The 15698-nt window shown below is 64.2% G+C and carries 17 protein-coding genes; 2 read left to right on the plus strand and 15 right to left on the minus strand.

Annotation, left to right across the window (positions count from 1 at the left end; all coding sequences use genetic code 11):
- Positions 1-42: 42 nt before the first annotated feature.
- From HX884_RS17185 to HX884_RS17255, 15 genes are all read right to left on the minus strand, one after another.
- Entirely contained in the window at positions 43-1284 is a 1242-nt protein-coding gene (locus HX884_RS17185; RefSeq protein WP_142091863.1) for a TolC family protein, read from the minus strand.
- A complete protein-coding gene (locus tag HX884_RS17190) occupies positions 1281-1583 on the minus strand; it encodes a DUF3240 family protein (RefSeq protein ID WP_142091862.1) in 303 nt (100 codons plus the stop codon). The genes HX884_RS17185 and HX884_RS17190 overlap by 4 nt, the downstream gene beginning before the upstream one ends.
- Positions 1576-4668 carry an efflux RND transporter permease subunit gene (locus HX884_RS17195; protein ID WP_142091861.1) on the minus strand — a complete coding sequence of 1031 codons (3093 nt, stop codon included), beginning with the start codon at positions 4666-4668 and terminating at the stop codon, positions 1576-1578. The genes HX884_RS17190 and HX884_RS17195 overlap by 8 nt, the downstream gene beginning before the upstream one ends.
- A gap of 1 nt (position 4669) precedes the next feature.
- A complete protein-coding gene (locus tag HX884_RS17200; protein ID WP_142091860.1) occupies positions 4670-5785 on the minus strand; it encodes an efflux RND transporter periplasmic adaptor subunit in 1116 nt (371 codons plus the stop codon).
- Positions 5786-5971: 186 nt separating this feature from the next.
- Entirely contained in the window at positions 5972-6967 is a 996-nt protein-coding gene (locus tag HX884_RS17205) for a M56 family metallopeptidase (RefSeq protein WP_166159921.1), read from the minus strand.
- Positions 6967-7365 carry a BlaI/MecI/CopY family transcriptional regulator gene (locus tag HX884_RS17210; RefSeq protein ID WP_025297936.1) on the minus strand — a complete coding sequence of 133 codons (399 nt, stop codon included), beginning with the start codon at positions 7363-7365 and terminating at the stop codon, positions 6967-6969. Before HX884_RS17210 ends, HX884_RS17205 begins: the two co-directional genes overlap by 1 nt.
- Positions 7366-7475: 110 nt before the next feature.
- On the minus strand, positions 7476-9473 hold the full coding sequence (locus HX884_RS17215) for a relaxase/mobilization nuclease and DUF3363 domain-containing protein (protein ID WP_178328523.1): 1998 nt from the start codon (positions 9471-9473) through the stop codon (positions 7476-7478).
- A gap of 424 nt (positions 9474-9897) precedes the next feature.
- Complete coding sequence (locus tag HX884_RS17220; RefSeq protein ID WP_142091856.1) at positions 9898-10485, minus strand: S26 family signal peptidase; 588 nt, start codon at positions 10483-10485, stop codon at positions 9898-9900.
- Entirely contained in the window at positions 10482-11015 is a 534-nt protein-coding gene (locus tag HX884_RS17225; RefSeq protein ID WP_142091855.1) for a DUF2840 domain-containing protein, read from the minus strand. Before HX884_RS17225 ends, HX884_RS17220 begins: the two co-directional genes overlap by 4 nt.
- Positions 11012-11296 carry a chromosome partitioning protein ParB gene (locus HX884_RS17230; protein ID WP_166159923.1) on the minus strand — a complete coding sequence of 95 codons (285 nt, stop codon included), beginning with the start codon at positions 11294-11296 and terminating at the stop codon, positions 11012-11014. Before HX884_RS17230 ends, HX884_RS17225 begins: the two co-directional genes overlap by 4 nt.
- Positions 11293-11931 carry a ParA family partition ATPase gene (gene parA, locus HX884_RS17235; protein WP_016452353.1) on the minus strand — a complete coding sequence of 213 codons (639 nt, stop codon included), beginning with the start codon at positions 11929-11931 and terminating at the stop codon, positions 11293-11295. Before parA ends, HX884_RS17230 begins: the two co-directional genes overlap by 4 nt.
- 253 nt (positions 11932-12184) lie before the next feature.
- Positions 12185-13042: a replication initiator protein A gene (locus HX884_RS17240; protein ID WP_178328524.1), complete on the minus strand. Its 858-nt coding sequence runs from the start codon at positions 13040-13042 to the stop codon at positions 12185-12187.
- Positions 13043-13068: 26 nt separating this feature from the next.
- Positions 13069-13350, minus strand: coding sequence for an AlpA family transcriptional regulator (locus tag HX884_RS17245; RefSeq protein ID WP_003107109.1), 282 nt, complete (start codon positions 13348-13350; stop codon positions 13069-13071).
- An 83-nt stretch (positions 13351-13433) separates the two neighbouring features.
- The gene (locus HX884_RS17250; RefSeq protein WP_166159924.1) at positions 13434-14207 is read right to left on the minus strand and encodes a DUF7011 domain-containing protein; all 774 of its coding nucleotides are present in this window, start codon (positions 14205-14207) and stop codon (positions 13434-13436) included.
- Positions 14208-14517: 310 nt separating this feature from the next.
- The gene (locus tag HX884_RS17255; RefSeq protein ID WP_166159925.1) at positions 14518-14868 is read right to left on the minus strand and encodes a DUF2958 domain-containing protein; all 351 of its coding nucleotides are present in this window, start codon (positions 14866-14868) and stop codon (positions 14518-14520) included.
- A 230-nt stretch (positions 14869-15098) separates the two neighbouring features.
- On the opposite strand from HX884_RS17255, the gene HX884_RS17260 reads away from it, so the two are divergent.
- Both HX884_RS17260 and HX884_RS17265 read left to right on the plus strand, forming a co-directional pair.
- Positions 15099-15395 carry a helix-turn-helix domain-containing protein gene (locus tag HX884_RS17260; RefSeq protein WP_166159926.1) on the plus strand — a complete coding sequence of 99 codons (297 nt, stop codon included), beginning with the start codon at positions 15099-15101 and terminating at the stop codon, positions 15393-15395.
- Between the two features lie 37 nt (positions 15396-15432).
- Positions 15433-15681: an AAA family ATPase gene (locus HX884_RS17265; protein WP_178328525.1), complete on the plus strand. Its 249-nt coding sequence runs from the start codon at positions 15433-15435 to the stop codon at positions 15679-15681.
- Positions 15682-15698: the final 17 nt, after the last annotated feature.

A 15698-nucleotide genomic window follows, 5' to 3' on the forward strand; every position in this document is an offset into this window, starting at 1 on the left:
CGCTCAATCTCGCCTGCCATATTGGCGTGCAGCAGTTCGGCTCTATTCATCGGCCAGCCCAAGAATCAAATGAGCGTCGATCAGCAGCCGATTGCGCGCCTTCAACGCTTCAATGCGGGATGAAAGCGATGCCCCGGCAGCATCGACGGATTGCCGACGCAGCAGCAGCAGAGATTGCAAATCCCCTTCGCCAAGGCCGTAGCCACGCTGGCCGAGCTTGGCGTTCTCATGGGCCATCTGCGCGGACTGTTCGGCTAACCTCCAGCGCCGCAGTGCAGTGCGGGCATCGTTGATGGTTTCCGCAGTCGCTAAGTCGATTTCCTTGCGCTGGCGCTCTAGTTCGGCCCGCGCAACGTCCGCCTGCTTGAGCGCCTCCAACATGGTTTCCTTGCGATAGGTCCCTCCGAGCGGAATGCTCACGCTGATGCCCACGATGCGTTCGCTGCGACGAGCCTCCGAGGCTGTGAAAATGCCAACGGTGGGGTCAGGAATCCGGTCGGCTCGCGCCCTCTCGGCAGTCAGTTCAGCCCGCTTTAGCGAAGCTTGCATGATTCGCAGCGTGTCGCTCTCGGCAAGGACCCGTTCGCGCCACTGCGCTTCGTCCAGCTCAAGTTCCACAGGTTCACTTAAGGACTGCGGCTCCATCACCAAAGAAGGAAACCGTGAGCGAAGACGAAGGATCGCCTTGGCCTCCTGTGCCTGGGTGGCGTCGAACTGTCGGCGCGCCTCGGCCGCGTCCGCTTGTGCAGCGTTGAGATCCAGCAGCGACGCATCGCCGGCTCTGCGACGCCCTGCAACTGCCGATGCGCTCGATTCGGCGAAGCCGAGCTGTTCCTTGGCCAACTCTCGCGCCTGGATAGATGCCAGCCAGTCGATCCACAAGTCAGCCAATGCACGCGCGGCTTCATGTCGTGCTTCCGCTAACTCGGCGCGAGCTATCTGTTCGGTAGTGTCGCCTAGGCCCTGATCGAGCTCGGCCTTGCCACCAATTCGGATCGGTCGCTCGATCCTGGCGGTCCATTCGTTGGAATTGCCACCTGTGTCATAGCGGCGTCTCTGGCCGTCGATTCCTACAGACCATTCGTAGGGAGATGCAGCGATCTTGCGCCCTGTGTGACCTGCTGCTTCCAGCGCATGCCGAGCCTTCAAGACAGAAGGCTCCTGCTCGATAGCCGCACGCGCAAGTTCGGCAGGTGGTAGGTCGGACGGAGTGACAGGCTGTGCAACCACTTGTAGCGGCAGCACCAGCACCCACCCCAAGGTCATCGTGATCCAAGACTTCATGCAATCTCTCCATCGATCGACAGCGGCGCTGCCCAATAGCGCAACCCAGTGCCAGCAAAGCGTTCTTGCAGCAATTGCAGGAGTTCTTCCTGCTTCCCGTCGGTGACCACGATCTGCACCAGGACCGCATGGCTGCGTCCCATCACTTTTTCTTCGTTCGATAGCCGCCCGTAGGCTGTGCCGTGGCTGAACGTCGGCGTGCTTACAAAGAGTTCGTCACCCGCAACTTCAAGCAGCAGGTCGAACAACTTTTCCTCGATTTGTGGATCAAGAACCAAGGTCAGGCAAGACTTAGGCATGGCTCACCTCCACAGGCGCCGCCGACTTGGCATGCGCGAATCGCAGGTACAGGATGGGCAGCAGGATCAGCGTCAGCGCGGTCGCTGTGATCAGGCCGCCGATAACGACGATGGCCAACGGTCGCTGAATTTCCGAGCCGGGGCCAGTGGCGAACAGCAGCGGTATCAGACCGAACGCGGTGATCGAAGCTGTCATCAGCACTGGACGCAAGCGCCGACGTGCCCCCTGTGTCACGCACTCGATTAGGGAAAGGCCTTCGGCGTGCAACTGGTTGAAGTAGCTCACCAGCACCACGCCGTTGAGGACGGCGATACCCAGGAGCGCGATGAAGCCTACCGAGGCCGGCACGGACAGGTACTCGCCCGTGAGCCAGAGCGCCATAATTCCGCCCACCAACGCAAAAGGAATGTTGCTCAAGACCAGCAAGGCCTGTCGCAGTGAGCCGAAGGTTGAGAACAGGATCAGGAAGATGAAGCCCAGCGACAGCGGCACAACGAGGGACAGCCGGGCCGCCGCGCGCTGCTGGTTCTCGAACTGCCCCCCCCAGGCGACGCGATAGCCCGTGGGGAGCGTCACCGCCTGCGCAACCTTTGCTTTGGCTTCCTCAACGAACCCCACTAGATCGCGGCCGGTGACATTGGCGATCACTACGCTGTAGCGGCTTCCCATCTCGCGATCGATCTTCACTGGTCCGCTTTCGCGCTCCAGTTTGGCGAGTTGATCCAGCGCGACGTTTTGGCCGCCGGGCGCCATGATGCGCAACGCCGCGAACTCTGCTGGGGAAACTTTCACGCCGTCAGGACCGCGCACCACGATCGGGATTCGGCGGTTGCCGTCGATCACAGTGCCTGCTCGCTGGCCCTCGATCTGCACGCGCAAGGCGTCCTGAACGTCCTCGACCGATAGGCCGTAGCGACCAGCGGCCAAACGATCGACCACTACGCGCAGGTACTGCACGCCATCGTTCTCGACGGTGTAGACGTCCTGGCTGCCGGGCACTTCCTTGATCAGCTTCTCGACCTGGCCGGCGAGGTCATTGAGCGTCTTCAGGTCCGGCCCGAATATCTTGATCGCCACGTCGCCTCGCACCCCGATGATCATCTCGGATACGCGCATGTCGATGGGCTGCGTGAAGCTGTAGCCCACACCCGGCAGTTGATCGAGTACCCCACGAATCTTGTCTTCCAACGCTGGCTTGCCTCCTTCGGGCCATTCGCTACGTGGCTTGAGAACGAGAAAGGTATCGGTCTGGTTCAGGCTCATGGGGTCCAGGCCGATCTCATCGGCACCCGCCCGCGCGACAATGCCAGTGATCTCGGGCACGCCCTTCATCAACGCCTGATGTATCTTCAGATCGAGTTCGGCCGTCTGTTCCAGGCTCACCGAGGGAAGCTTTTCAATGCCGACGATGATGTCTCCCTCGTCCATTGCCGGCATGAAGGTCTTGCCGACCAGTGTGTAGACGCCCACGGCTACGGCCAGCATGGCGCCCGCCACAACAAAGACCAGTTTTTGCCGGCGCAGGGCGAAGTCGAGGACCGGCGTGTACAGCCGCAGCGCATGGCGTGGCAGCCAGGGGTCGTCGTGCGTCACCTTCTTGAACAGGAAGGACGACAGCACGGGGATGACGGTAAGCGAGAGGACGAGCGAACTGCCCAACGCGAATACGATCGTCATCGCCACCGGCACGAAGAACTTGCCTTCGAGACCTTGCAGCGTCATTAGCGGCAGGAACACGACGGCGATGATCAGGATGCCGGCCGCGACCGGCGCGGCCACCTCACGCACCGCACGAAACACCATGTGCTGACGTGGTAGCTTGTCCTTGCCGTCATGGGCCATGTGCTGGACGATGTTCTCGACCACCACCACCGCACCGTCGACCAACATGCCCAGCGCGATGGCCAGACCCCCCAGGCTCATCAGATTGGCCGACATGCCATACCAGCGCATCAGGATGAAGGTGGCTAGCGCCGACAGCGGCAGCACCACGGCCACCGTCACGGCAGCTCGCAGGTTGCCCAGGAATGCTCCCAGCAGGACCAGCACCAGTACGGTCGCTTCCAGCAGCGCCGTTGACACCGTGCCAATCGCGGTCTCGACAAGGCTGGCGCGGTTGTAGAAGACCTTGAGTTCGACGCCCTTCGGCAAGGTCGGCTTGAGTTCTTCCAACTTCTTCGTCACGCCTTGGACGACTTTCTGTGCATTGGCCCCAGCCAACCCGAGCACAAGGCCTTGTACGGCCTCTCCCTGGCCGCTCTGCGTCACCACCCCATAGCGAGTGAGATAGCCCTCGCGGACCTGAGCAATGTCGGCGATGCGCACGCTCGCCCCGCCTTCGGCCTTCACGACGATGGCGCGCACATCGTCCATGCTCTTGATGCTGCCTTCGCTACGCACCAGCAGCACTTCATCGCCTTCGCCGAGGCGGCCTGCGCCGTCATTGCGGTTGTTTGCCTCGATGGCTATGCGCAACTGCGTGGTTGACAGGCCCACCGCAGCAAGTTTCACTGGATCGGGAATGACCTCGAACGTGCGTACCTTGCCGCCCAACGCATTGACATCCGCCACGCCTGGCACCGAGCGCAGGGCGGGCCGGATCACCCAGTCAAGCAAGCTACGTCGCTCCTCCAGCGACATCTCCTTGGACTCGACGGTGAACATGAACATTTCGCCCAGCGGCGTCGTGATCGGCGCCATGCCACCGCTGATGCCTCCAGGCAGATCGGCGCTGATGTTGGACAACCGTTCTGCGACCTGCTGACGTGCCCAATAGATATCGGTGCCGTCCTCGAAATCGACCGTAATATCGACGATGCCGTATTTGGACATCGAGCGCAGGATGCGTTGATTGGGAATGCCCAGCATCTCGACTTCTATCGGTACAGCAATGCGGGTTTCGATTTCCTCGGGCGTCATGCCCGGTGCTTTCATGATGATCTTGACCTGCGTGCTCGCAACGTCAGGGAACGCATCGATCGGCAGATTCCGGAAGGCATACCAGCCTCCACCGGCCAGCAATGCGCCGACCAGCAGGACAAAAAGGCGCTGCGCGAGCGCGAATTGAACAAGGCAAGTCAGCATCTCAATTGCCCCCGCCCTTGCCGAGCCATGCCGCCTTCAGCCCGATCACTGAAGTAACGGCGATTTCCTGGCCAGCCCGAAGCGCACCCTGGACCCGCAACGCTTGACCGGCGCTATCCAATACATCCACTGGCGTGGCGACGAAGCCCTTATCGGTTCGCACGAAGACATAGGCCTTGTCGCCCTGGCGCGCCACGGCGGCGACCGGCACCGGCCAACCTTCGCCGCCAGCGGCAAAGGCTACTTGGGCCTGGACGAACTCGCCCGGCCGCAGCGACACCGCCCCGCGTGTGACCTCCGCGCGCAGCACTACCGTCTGGCTGTCGCTGACGGTGGCTCCCAGGCTGGTGGTGACCGCAACCGCATCCCTGCCAACAACGGTGACTTGGCCGCCACGCGCTGTCACCCTCGACTGGCGCTCTACAGGCAACTGGATATCAAGCCACAGCTTGCGTGTGTCTGCGACACGCGCAAGGGGATCAGATTGTTGGACTCGTTGCCCCGGCTTGACGCCAAGATCAGTCACGATGCCCCCCGCACGTGCCCGGATGACTAGCGCGTCCTGCATCGAGCCGCCTGCGGCGACACGACTTATAGCGCCCGCATCCAAGCCTGCCAGCCTCAAGGCAGCTTCAGCTTGCCGCAAACGGGCTCGCTCCTCCGTTGCAGCAGTCTCCGCATCTTGCGCTCTGCGCTCAGGTACGATGCCTTCGGCGGCTAACTGCTTCTCGCGCTGCAAGTTCCTTTGCGCTAGACGGTTGCGCGAAGCAGCTTCCATCAGTTTGAGCTGCTGTTCGCCCAATTCTGGGCTGCTCAAGCGCAGTAAGGGTTGGCCCGGTTTGACGGCTTCATTCTGACCAATTAGTAGTTGATCGACTACGCCCGCCAACGGTGCGCTGACGACGTATTCTTGCGAAGGAGGCAGCACGACGCGAGCTGGGTAAGCCATACCCGGAATGGATGCCGGTTTGTCTAGGCGTTGTAGCTGTACGCCCAAGGCCTGCATCTGCGTGGCTGAAACCGCGAACTCGTCGGCGGCCAAGGCCGCCGACGGGAGAGAGAGCGCGATTGCGAAAGCGCAGAGCGTGCGCGTCCAAAGTGACGATTGGTAAGACATAAATGCTCCGATAAATACTCCGCGAAAATTCCAACAGCCGCTGCAATTAGCGAACAAGGTCTTGGCTGGTGAGCAAACGATCCGTGTTTTGGACGGACTAGCCGCGTATGCAGGAGCGGATTCACCATAAAACCGATCGTTAATCGGTTTTTTGAGTAAAAAAACACAGCACACACGCATATGAACTTACCTCGTCATCACGGTGATGAGAGATTCGGTCACAGAGTGCAGCCAGCCGGTCGATAAGCTGCAAAAGGCCAGAACAACGATACCGAGCATTGGCCCCAAATACGAGATCGACGTGTGCCTGGATGACAGCAATGCTTCAACGCGCTCAGGGACAAAATCGGAAAAGAACGCCATCGTCAACGGCACCTGCTCCCTCGCGTGTTGCCGAAATATCTTCTCCACCGTAACGATGGTTTCGGCCACGGCGACAGGGCATCCCACTTCTTTGGCGGCAGCAAAATCACAACGCTGCTCCAAGGCGAGTTCCAGATCGCGCAACAACCGACGACGGACACCGGGCAACTGGATGCTGGACAGTACGGCAGCGGTCAAGCGATTCAGAACATCACGATTGGCGATGTGAGCCTGTTCGTGCGCGAGCACCACGCGCAACTGCATCGGATTGAGTCGTCGCATCAACGACGTTGAAAGCAGAATGTGACCACGCCCGACGCCGCAGGCCAACGCCATAGGCTGTTCAACATCGAGCACGCGCAGTTTGTCGGGATACCCTGGACGACCACTCAGCCGCACCAGCGAGGCAAGGGTTCGACGAGCGCGCCAAAGACCTGCTGCGGCCCGCGCCGCCAGCCAAGCCGCATATCCTGCCAGCAACGCCAATGCACCCCATAGCCAAGCACTTTGCCCGTTACTGCTCGGGTGCCAAACGCACAGATGCAGAAGCGTGTCGGCATGCGCAGAACAGGCAGCGGCAAATAGGGCTGAGTCGTCGAACATCGACGGCATTGCAATGGTCATCACCGCGTAGGCGATGCCTGCCAATGCAGGCGTTACCAGCATCCACCAAGATACCCGCGCCCGCTGAGAGGGGGCCTTGCCTGACAGCGCACGACGCAATGGATGCTCGCAGGCACCGATCAGCAGAGTAAGCGTCACTGCCAGCACGAAGCCGGACAGCAATGCAAACTGAAGTAGTGGGCCATAGCTCGTCATCACGGCTGATCCAATTCAGCCCGACGACGTGCGATCAATTCCTCCAACCTCTTGAGCTGGTCGTCATCCGCCCTTGCAGCAAGATCGACAAATGCGCTCAGCAACGCATCGGGCTGCGGCCCTGCGACACGACGCACCGTGGATTCCACCAGTTTCTGGATCAATTCGCGGCGGGAAACTCGCGCTGAGTATTCATAGGCATGGCTGATCTTTTCGCGCTGGAGCATGGCTTTGCGAAACAGACGTTCCAGCGTAGATTGCACGGTGTTCAAAGAAATCGAGCGCGACTGTCCAATGCGGGAATAAACCGCCTTGGTGTCGGACGGGCCGAAGCGCCAGATGTCTTCAAGCACGGCGATTTCCAGATCGCCAAGTGTTGGTACGCTGTGGTTGGTCAAGGTTGTCAGCTCCGAGCTTTGACTCTAACTAATGAGTATCGTCCAGAAAAAACCGACCGTCAATCGGTTTATTGTGCCATGCCGGCACTCCGCCTCGCTCTTGCGGGCAATCAAGCGACAGTAGGCCCGCGTTGCCGCCCAATCTCCCAGGACACCCCGCCACCGCGCACGGTTGCCGCAAGCTGCTGCCCCAGCCGCTGTTCAATCACCGGCTTCCACGGCACCAGCGAGAAGCCCATGCCGTCATCGAGCATCGCGTAGCGCCCGCTGGCGAGCATGACGCTGCGCCGGTAGATGCCAGCCACGCGCTGCCCGTCGGCCACGGGCCGGTGCTCCAGGCCGGTATCGGCGGCAATGTCTTTGGCGGCCTGTGCCAGTTCCCGGTTGCGCAGCGTGCCCAGCAGGTTGCGCGCCAGGATCACGCGCTGTCCACGCCGCTCGGCCAGCCCCTGTTCGGCGAGGAAGTCGGCGCGCTGCTGCATCGCCTGCTTGGCCTCGCCACCAAAGCCCAGGTCGCCCAGGCCCGAGCCGCTGCCGATCAGTTGCTGGTCGAGCCAGGTGGCTCCGATCACGCGCGCCTGCCGCTCGATGGGCAGGTGCGATTTCAGCTCCACGGCCACGCCGCCCAGGCGCTGCGCGTCGTAGCGGCGGCCCTGCTCGGGCAGGTCGCCCGGCACCTTCCACAGCCCTTCCGCCACGCGCTCAACGATGCCGGCACGGCGCAGGGCTTCCAGCCTGCGGACGTGGGCGGCTACTACCTCCTGCGGGTCGCGTCCGAGGACGGCTTGGCCCTGTGCCACCGCCAAGTGGTGGTCGATGCGATACAGGCCGTCGCTCGCCAGCGCGGCGATGTTCCTGTCGGCCGCGCGCACGTCGGCCGATCCCTTCACCTCCACCACGGCGCCGGTCGGATAGTTCGCCAGCTCGTCGCGGGCGTTGAGCGCAACGTAGTGCGCCTTGCCGTCCACGCCGTCGATGACCAGATAGCCCCGGTCGCGCAGCTCGTCGGCCAGCCCCTTCGCGGCCACGCGCCCGAGGATGGTTTGGCCACTTCCATCCGCATCATGGCCCGGCTCGAACACCGCCAGCTCGCGCGGCTCGCCGCGCATGGCCCTTTGCATCGTGCGGATGATGTCGCCGCGTTCGCCCAGGGCGCGCAGGGTCTTCTCCGCATCGGCATGGACGGCCCAGGTGCCGGGCTTCGCCTCGTCGGCCAGGCCCAGGCGCTGCAAGCGTTGCAGGCGGCCGATCAGCAGCAGGCGCTGGCGCTGCAAGCGGGGTTCGTTGAGCCGTTCGACATGCACCAGGCCATCGTCGCCGGCCTCGCGCTTCAAGGTGCGATCCAGGCTCGTCCACCGCTCTTGCTCCACCTCGCGCTGCAAGGTCTGCTGGATCTCCAGCTCGGTGCGCGGCCCCAGCCATTCGGTCGCCAGCTCGGCGGCGCGGTGGCGGAAGCCATCGGCGATGTAGTCGCCCGCGATGATGAGGTCTTTGCCGGTGTCATCGCGCCCGCGCACGACGATGTGCGTGTGCGGGTTGTCGGTGTTCCAGTGGTTCACGGCCACCCAATCGAGGCCTGTGCCCAGGTCGGCCTCCATGCGGCCCATGAGGTGCCGCGTGTAGGTGCGCAGGTCTTCCAGCTCCGCGCCATCCTCGGGCGAGAGGATGAAGTGGAAATGGTGCCGGTCGTCGGCGCAGCGTTCCTTGAAGGCATCGAGGTCAGCGGCGTCGGTCTGCGGCCCGTAGGCTTGGCCCGGCTCGCCGTCGCGTCCCACACCATCGCGTTCGATATAGCGCAGGTGCTTGGCGAGCGACTGCGGGCTGGCTCGCTGGTGGTTCACCAGCAAGGTCTTGATGGTCACGCGCCGCGACATGGGCGTCAGCTTCGCGCCCGCGAAGCGCGCCGCCGTGTGGCCGCGCCCGAGGCGCGAGCCGGGCCGCTGGCCGGTGCCGCGCGCCGATGCCGGACGGGGCACCGTGGACTTGCCGCTGCTGGCCTTGCCCGCCTGTTTGAGCACCTTGGAAACGAAGCTCTGCCCCTGGCCCTTGCCCCGGTTCTTCGGAGCGCTGGGGCGCACGCGGAAATCGTCGTCGCGGCGGTCGCTCATGGCTGTCTCCAAGGAAAGCTGCGGCGTGCCCGAGCGTGCAAAGCACGCGGGCCGCTCTGTCTTGGCGCGGGCCTCGCGCCACACGCGGCACGGCGGCGAAGCCGCTCCGTGCCGCGCCAACCCCACGTGCAGACTGGCTTTCGACGCGGCCCGGTGCCGCGTCCTTTTGTCTTGCCTTCCGCCTTTGCCCCTCGCTGACGCTCCGGGCAGCGGCGGCCCGGCGCCGCTGCTGCGCGAGCAGCCAGCGCGCCGGCGAACGCGGCGACGGCCATAGGCCGGGCGCGTTCGAGGCAAGACGCCTGCACGTGGGAAGGCAGCGCGAAGTGCGGCGCGGATGCGCTCGCACTGCACGCGCGATGACACGCGGAACGCCACCGGATCGGCACGCCTGATAGCACGATGATGCGCAGCGAATCGGCGGCGATCATGGGCGCTTCTCCAGCCAGACCGGGTGCGCGACGCCGATCACGGCGGATGTGCTGACCGGCCCGAAATACCGGCTGTCGAACGACGCCGGATTGGTCGAACTGAGCAGGAACAGTTCGCCAGGGCGAAGCTGCCGGCACTGCGGCCAGGATGGCAGCGGACGGCCCAGCCGGTCGGCGGGCCGAACGGCAGCCACCGGCACGCCGTCGATCCACACCAGCGCATCGAAAACGCAAACGTGCTGCGGCGCGGTCGCGCCCACGCGCTTGAGCAGCGGCACGCGCGCCGGCAGGTAGCCGCGCTGCGCGGCCAGCGCGGCGGCGTCTGGCGGCAGCGTGGCTAGGACGATGCTGTCCACGGACAACGGACGTGGCGGCGAGCCGGGCCGATGGTGCAGCGGATCGACGCGATACCAGCCGACCGCCACGCTGTCGGACGGGTTGTAGATCAGGCGCGGCAGCGGATGCACGAAGGACGCCCAGGCCAGCGCAGCGAGGCCGCAGGCGGCGAGGCCCGCGAGCACGATGCGAGCGCGCAGGCGCGAGCGCGGATGCGGCGCGGTGCCGATGGCGGAAACGGCGGTCATGGCAGCGCCCTCCCGGTCAGCCAGGCGGCGTGCCGCTCGGCGGTGTATTCGGGCAACGGCAGGCGCGCGGCGAGCCGGTTGGCGAGCGTGCGCCAGTACGCGGGCGAGACGGCAACGGGTGCGATGCCCAGCGCCTCGATGGCGTCGATGCGCTCCAGCACGGCACGCACTTGCCCGTCGCCCTCGGCGTGCAGCAACAGGCGCGCGCCGGGCTGCACGCCGGGGATGCGCTGCGCCGCGTCCAACGGTGTGCAGGCTTGCATCACCATGAGCTGCCAGCGCACGGTGCCGTAGTCGTTGGCCTGCCAGCGGATGCGGCAGAACACAGCGCCCGGCAGGAACACCGCGCTGCGCCGCCAGCGGTCGAGCTGGTGCGTGCGCTCGGGTTCGCCGAAGCGCAGGTAGAGCTTGAAACGGGCCTCGATGTAGGCCAGCGCCACGCGCGTCAGCGGCGCGCTGGCGGGCTGGCCGACAGGCGCAGTCAGCGCAGCCGTGGCCGCGACGGCGGCAGGCGAAGCGGATGCGGTCATGGTGTGTTCTCCCTGTGGTTCTCGGGAAACTCCTGCTCCAGCAGGCCGCGCAGCAGGTCGGCCACGGTCACGCCTTGCGTGAAGGCCGATACCTTGATGCGCGCCCGCATGGCGGGCGTGATGTCGAGGGTGAGGCGGGCCGTGTAGAGGTCGCCCTTGCCCAGCGCATCGGCGTCGCCCTGGCGAATCCACGCCTCGGCGTGCGGATTCGCGGGCGGACGCGCGCCGATGCCGACGCGCTTTGCCGCACGTTTGCTGTTCGGTGGTGGCTTCTCTGTCATGTCGTCCACCGCAGCAGTTCATCCACAAGGGCGGTGATTTCCCGTGCGGCGGCGCTGTCCGGCGCCGTCTCGCGTGCAAGCCGGCCAGCGGCCACGCTGTCGGCGAACACGATGCGCTGATGCACTTCCGCGCGCAGCGCAGGAAGCGGCTGGTCGGCGAGTGCCTGGCGCGCTTCGCGCCCGATCACGGTGGTACTGACACGCCGATTGATGACGAAGGCCGCGCGCAGCGCAGGCCGGAACACCTGCGCCTCGCGGATCAGCGCGACCATCTCGGCGCTGGCCCACAGGTCGTAGGGGCTGGGCTGCACCGGGATCAGCACGCGCTCGGCCGCCAGCAGCGCGGAGCGCGCCAAGGCGGCGATGCGCGGCGGCCCGTCGATGACGACGTGATCGGCCCGCCTGGCAAGCTCTGGCGCTTCCTGATGCAGCGTTTCGCGTGCGAGGCCCACGGCGCTGAAAAGCCGTGGCAAGCCTTGCTGGCTTCTGCGCTGTGTCCAGTCCAGCGATGAACCCTGTGGGTCAGCGTCCAGCAGCACGACGTGCTGGCCGCGCATGGCCAGCTCGCCAGCGATGTGGGTGGCGAGCGTGGTCTTGCCCACGCCGCCTTTCTGGTTGAGAAGCGCGACGATCATGGCCTGGCCCTCCGTGTTGGAAAGCCCGGCTGTTGCTGCTGCGTTGGTGGCCGCGTGGCGGTTATCCACCGCAACGGCGTTTCCCTACTAAAAGTTAGAGAAATTAAGTTAGGGAAGTTAGGGGGCGCGAAAACCCAGTGCTGGCGCGGGTTTGCGGCTGATTTTGTTGCCTGATAGCACGATAGTTCGTTGCCTGATAGCACGATACTTCTGTTGCCTGATAGCACGAGTCCGTCCACAGGCTCTCCCGCAGTTATCCCCGTGCCGTGGACGGCACGGGCCGGAACGTGAGCAGCGGCGAGGAAAGCCCGGAGACGTGCTCGATGCCCAAGTGGTAACCGGGCAAGGACTGCCGCGCGACCAATGCCCGCAAGTCGGCGGCGAAGTCGTAGTAGCGCGCCACGCTGCCCGATTTGCGGTACAGGTGCTGAAAGTCGAACTGCCAGCCGTGTTCCTGCTTGCCGCCGTGCTTGCGCACCAGGCGGTACAGCCACCGCTCGATGCCGCCGGTCAGCCGGAAATACGCCGGGTCGATGGTCAGCACCAGGGCGGCATCCAGCACGCCCGTATAGAACCAGTCCGGCAAGATCAGCTCGATGCCCAGCGGTGTGCCGCTGGCATCGGCCAGTTCCTTCCATTCGTTGATCCATGAGAAGCGATGCAAGCGCCGCCCGGTTGTCTCGCGGATGGACGTGGCCACCGTGGTCGATTGCAGGCGATCCAAGGCCGCTTTGAGGCGCTGGTAGTCGCGCAGCGACTTGCCGCGTCCGACGAAGCGCAAGATCTCGTAGGGCGTTGCACGGATCAGCCGCGATGGCCGCAGGCCCGCATCCTTCGCTTCCACGATCTGCGAGGCCGCCCAAATCAGCACGTCGGCATCCCAAATCGTGGCGATGCCGTGCTCCTGTGTGCCTTCCACGCAGATCGTGACGTTGCCCGCCCGGAAGTCGATCGGCTTGACCCGCTTGGACTTGGCGAGCGAGAAGAACGGATAGGCCATCAAGTCCTGGCTGTCGCGCGGTGCCATGTCGCCCGGCAAGGCGCGGAACAGGTCGAGCTGTTCGCGTTCTTGCGGGGGCCGCTGCCGGAATGGCAGCGCGGAGATGGACATGGCTGTGGCCGGGCGCGCGCCAGCGATCAGCGCGCACGGCTGTCCGCCGAGTGGTGCTCGGCGTACTCGGGGTCGGAAGTCGTCTCGAAGCTGCGATCAGCCGCCCAGGCATCGAGGTCGGCCACGGCGTACATGACGCGCCGGCCGAACTTGCGAAAGCGCGGCCCGCCGCCGATCACGCGCTGCTTTTCCAGCGTGCGCGGCGACAGGCGCAGGTACTCGGCGGCTTCGTCGTTGGTGAGGTAGCGTTGGGGCTGCGCGGCAGCGGTCGAGACAGTGGCGGCAGGCCGCAAGGGAGCGGGACGCATGGTGTGAACCTCCATCGGTTATGAAGCTCCGGCCACACAGCGCGGCTGGATGGAGGCAGTCTCAAGAAGCGAGGGGTTTTCGATCAGGGACGTTTTGCGTGGTCTGCAAAACGTCCCTTCTCAAGCGGTGCAAGCTGTGCTAGGCGGCGATAGCCGCCGCGCATCAGCGCATCGCCGCGCCGCACCAGGCGGCGCACGCGGGCGCGCAGGTCGCCGTCGGCGTGCCAGTCGGCCGCCACGGCATCGGCGCCGAACAGCCCTTCGGCGACTTCGCGCAAGGACGCGCCCGCCAGGGTCGCGTCGAGCGCCTGCAAGGTGTGCAGTTCCAGCAGCGCAGCGAGTGTCGGCCGGGGCTTCGTATCGGCCAGGTCGGAGCTGGGCAGATGCCCATGTGCAGGCGCGGCAGCGCCGCCGCGGTGGGCATAGGCGACAGCCATGCCATCCTCCAGGCCGGGCGCCAGCGCGAAGCGCGCGCATCGACCGGGGCTGCGCGCGATCAGCGCCAGCCCTTTGCCGTCATGCAGCAGTTGCTTGTGCCCAGGGATGTGCCAGAACGCAAAGGCGACCGCATCGGGCGGCGGGTCAGCATCGGCATAGAGCTGCACCACGGCAGCATGGCCGGGCAGCCAGGCCGGATGCGCGTCGCGCGCATCCAGCACCGGGTCTTCCAGAAGGCGCAAGCCCCAGCGATGTGCCGCGTCCTGTGCCGCCTGCGGCCGGCGATGACGGCGCAGCCAGTCGAGCCGGTAGTCGGGGTGCCTGCGCAGGTATTCCCAGGCAAGCGCAAGGTCGTCCAAGTGCAGCGCGTACAGGTACGCGGCAGTCGGATACCAAGGCTCGGCGCTGCGATCGACCATGACGCAACCTCCCTGCGAACAGGACGGGCCGCCACGGAAGAACTACGCGCTACATCGGTATCGTCAGAACGTCATGGGTTAAAAAGATGGATGGGGCTGTCAAGACCGATTGGCTCCGATGCGTTGCGGTAGTCGTCTCAATGGCGGGGCAGCAGCGCCCCGGCCGTGGGACGCCGTACCGTCCAGCCTGCCGCAGCCCGCGCGGGGCATCATGTCTATTTGGATCAGACTGGCGTGGGTATGCCGCAAGAATCCCGATTGAGACTTTCCCGGTATGACACCAGACTGAAAAAGTCAGAGTGCGCGGGGTTCAGTCCGGGATAGCCCCGTCCCGCTCGGCCAGGCGCGTGTATTCCGACAGCATGCGCGTGGGACGGAAATAGAGGTCGCGCAGTACGGGCCGCTTGAGCGGCCCGACGATGCCGGCCAGGTCGGACAGCTTGACGGTGCCTTGTGCCGGCATCCCGATACCCAGGTCGATGAGGCCCCAGGCAGTGTCGCCGTCGGCGGGGTCGAGCGCAGCCAGCAGCCAGGTCACATGCGCGTCCGGCATGAACAGCCGCACCACGGGCACCGGGTCGATGGCCCGGCCAGCAGCGCGGGCCTCGCCGTTGGCGAGCAGTTGCGCGCGCTCTGGGGCGGTGGTGAGTGGCTGGGGCATGGTCGGCAATCCCACAAATCCAATGTTGCACGAACGCGGTTTCACGGCGAAGCGCAGAACCGCCAAGCCGGATATGCGTCTTCGTGCGCAAGCACGGATGCGGTTCCGTGGCTTTACTGGAACCCGCCGATACGGATTTCCGTAAAGGCACAGGCATTGAATGAACACTATAGATTGTAGCTCTATAGGGCGCAATGGGGTGTCATCTTGGTATTTGTGGGGAATCCAAGGTGGCAACAACGTACTCGCTGGCGAAGGCATTGAAGACGGTCAGGAAGGCGCGCGGCTTGAGCCAGGAAGCGTTCTCTGACGTGTCTAGCCGCACCTACATGAGTACCCTGGAGCGCGACTTGAAAAGCCCGACCTTGCACAAGCTGGCCGAGCTTTGCGAAGTGATGAAAATCCACCCGCTCACGTTGCTGACCTTGGCGTACGCCGGTGACAGCGAACAGAAAGCCGATCACCTTTTAATGCTAGTTCGACAGGAACTCCAAGAATTGGTTGTGGATGATTCCGGCCAAAGATAGATTTCTTCAAGGGACTTAAAAACAAACTCCGCACACCATGCCTAAGACTCAACTAAAAAAGCTAACGATCGAGAAATTCCGCGCATTGAACGATGTGGCGGTTGAGTTCGGCGATTACATCACTGTTGTTTGTGGAAAAAATGGTACCTCAAAGTCCTCGATACTGGGCATAGCTGCGCAAATTTTTAGCTTTGAAAAAGATTACGTCAAAGACGAAGCTCTTGCATTCCGACAGATTGCAGGAGAAATTGACCTGCCCCCACGATTAGATACAACACTCAGTTAGTAACGTCGGAATCTTCA

The organism is Enterobacter sp. SECR19-1250 (assembly GCF_013391025.1).
GTDB lineage: Bacteria > Pseudomonadota > Gammaproteobacteria > Enterobacterales > Enterobacteriaceae > Enterobacter > Enterobacter cloacae.

Coding starts and splice junctions, on each gene's coding strand:
- HX884_RS17185 (WP_142091863.1), bottom strand. CDS start 1,284: ATGAAGTCTTGGATCACGATGACCTTGGGGTGGGTGCTGGTGCTGCCG.
- HX884_RS17190 (WP_142091862.1), bottom strand. CDS start 1,583: ATGCCTAAGTCTTGCCTGACCTTGGTTCTTGATCCACAAATCGAGGAA.
- HX884_RS17195 (WP_142091861.1), bottom strand. CDS start 4,668: ATGCTGACTTGCCTTGTTCAATTCGCGCTCGCGCAGCGCCTTTTTGTC.
- HX884_RS17200 (WP_142091860.1), bottom strand. CDS start 5,785: ATGTCTTACCAATCGTCACTTTGGACGCGCACGCTCTGCGCTTTCGCA.
- HX884_RS17205 (WP_166159921.1), bottom strand. CDS start 6,967: ATGACGAGCTATGGCCCACTACTTCAGTTTGCATTGCTGTCCGGCTTC.
- HX884_RS17215 (WP_178328523.1), bottom strand. CDS start 9,473: ATGAGCGACCGCCGCGACGACGATTTCCGCGTGCGCCCCAGCGCTCCG.
- HX884_RS17220 (WP_142091856.1), bottom strand. CDS start 10,485: ATGACCGCCGTTTCCGCCATCGGCACCGCGCCGCATCCGCGCTCGCGC.
- HX884_RS17225 (WP_142091855.1), bottom strand. CDS start 11,015: ATGACCGCATCCGCTTCGCCTGCCGCCGTCGCGGCCACGGCTGCGCTG.
- HX884_RS17230 (WP_166159923.1), bottom strand. CDS start 11,296: ATGACAGAGAAGCCACCACCGAACAGCAAACGTGCGGCAAAGCGCGTC.
- parA (WP_016452353.1), bottom strand. CDS start 11,931: ATGATCGTCGCGCTTCTCAACCAGAAAGGCGGCGTGGGCAAGACCACG.
- HX884_RS17240 (WP_178328524.1), bottom strand. CDS start 13,042: ATGTCCATCTCCGCGCTGCCATTCCGGCAGCGGCCCCCGCAAGAACGC.
- HX884_RS17245 (WP_003107109.1), bottom strand. CDS start 13,350: ATGCGTCCCGCTCCCTTGCGGCCTGCCGCCACTGTCTCGACCGCTGCC.
- HX884_RS17250 (WP_166159924.1), bottom strand. CDS start 14,207: ATGGTCGATCGCAGCGCCGAGCCTTGGTATCCGACTGCCGCGTACCTG.
- HX884_RS17255 (WP_166159925.1), bottom strand. CDS start 14,868: ATGCCCCAGCCACTCACCACCGCCCCAGAGCGCGCGCAACTGCTCGCC.
- HX884_RS17265 (WP_178328525.1), top strand. CDS start 15,433: ATGCCTAAGACTCAACTAAAAAAGCTAACGATCGAGAAATTCCGCGCA.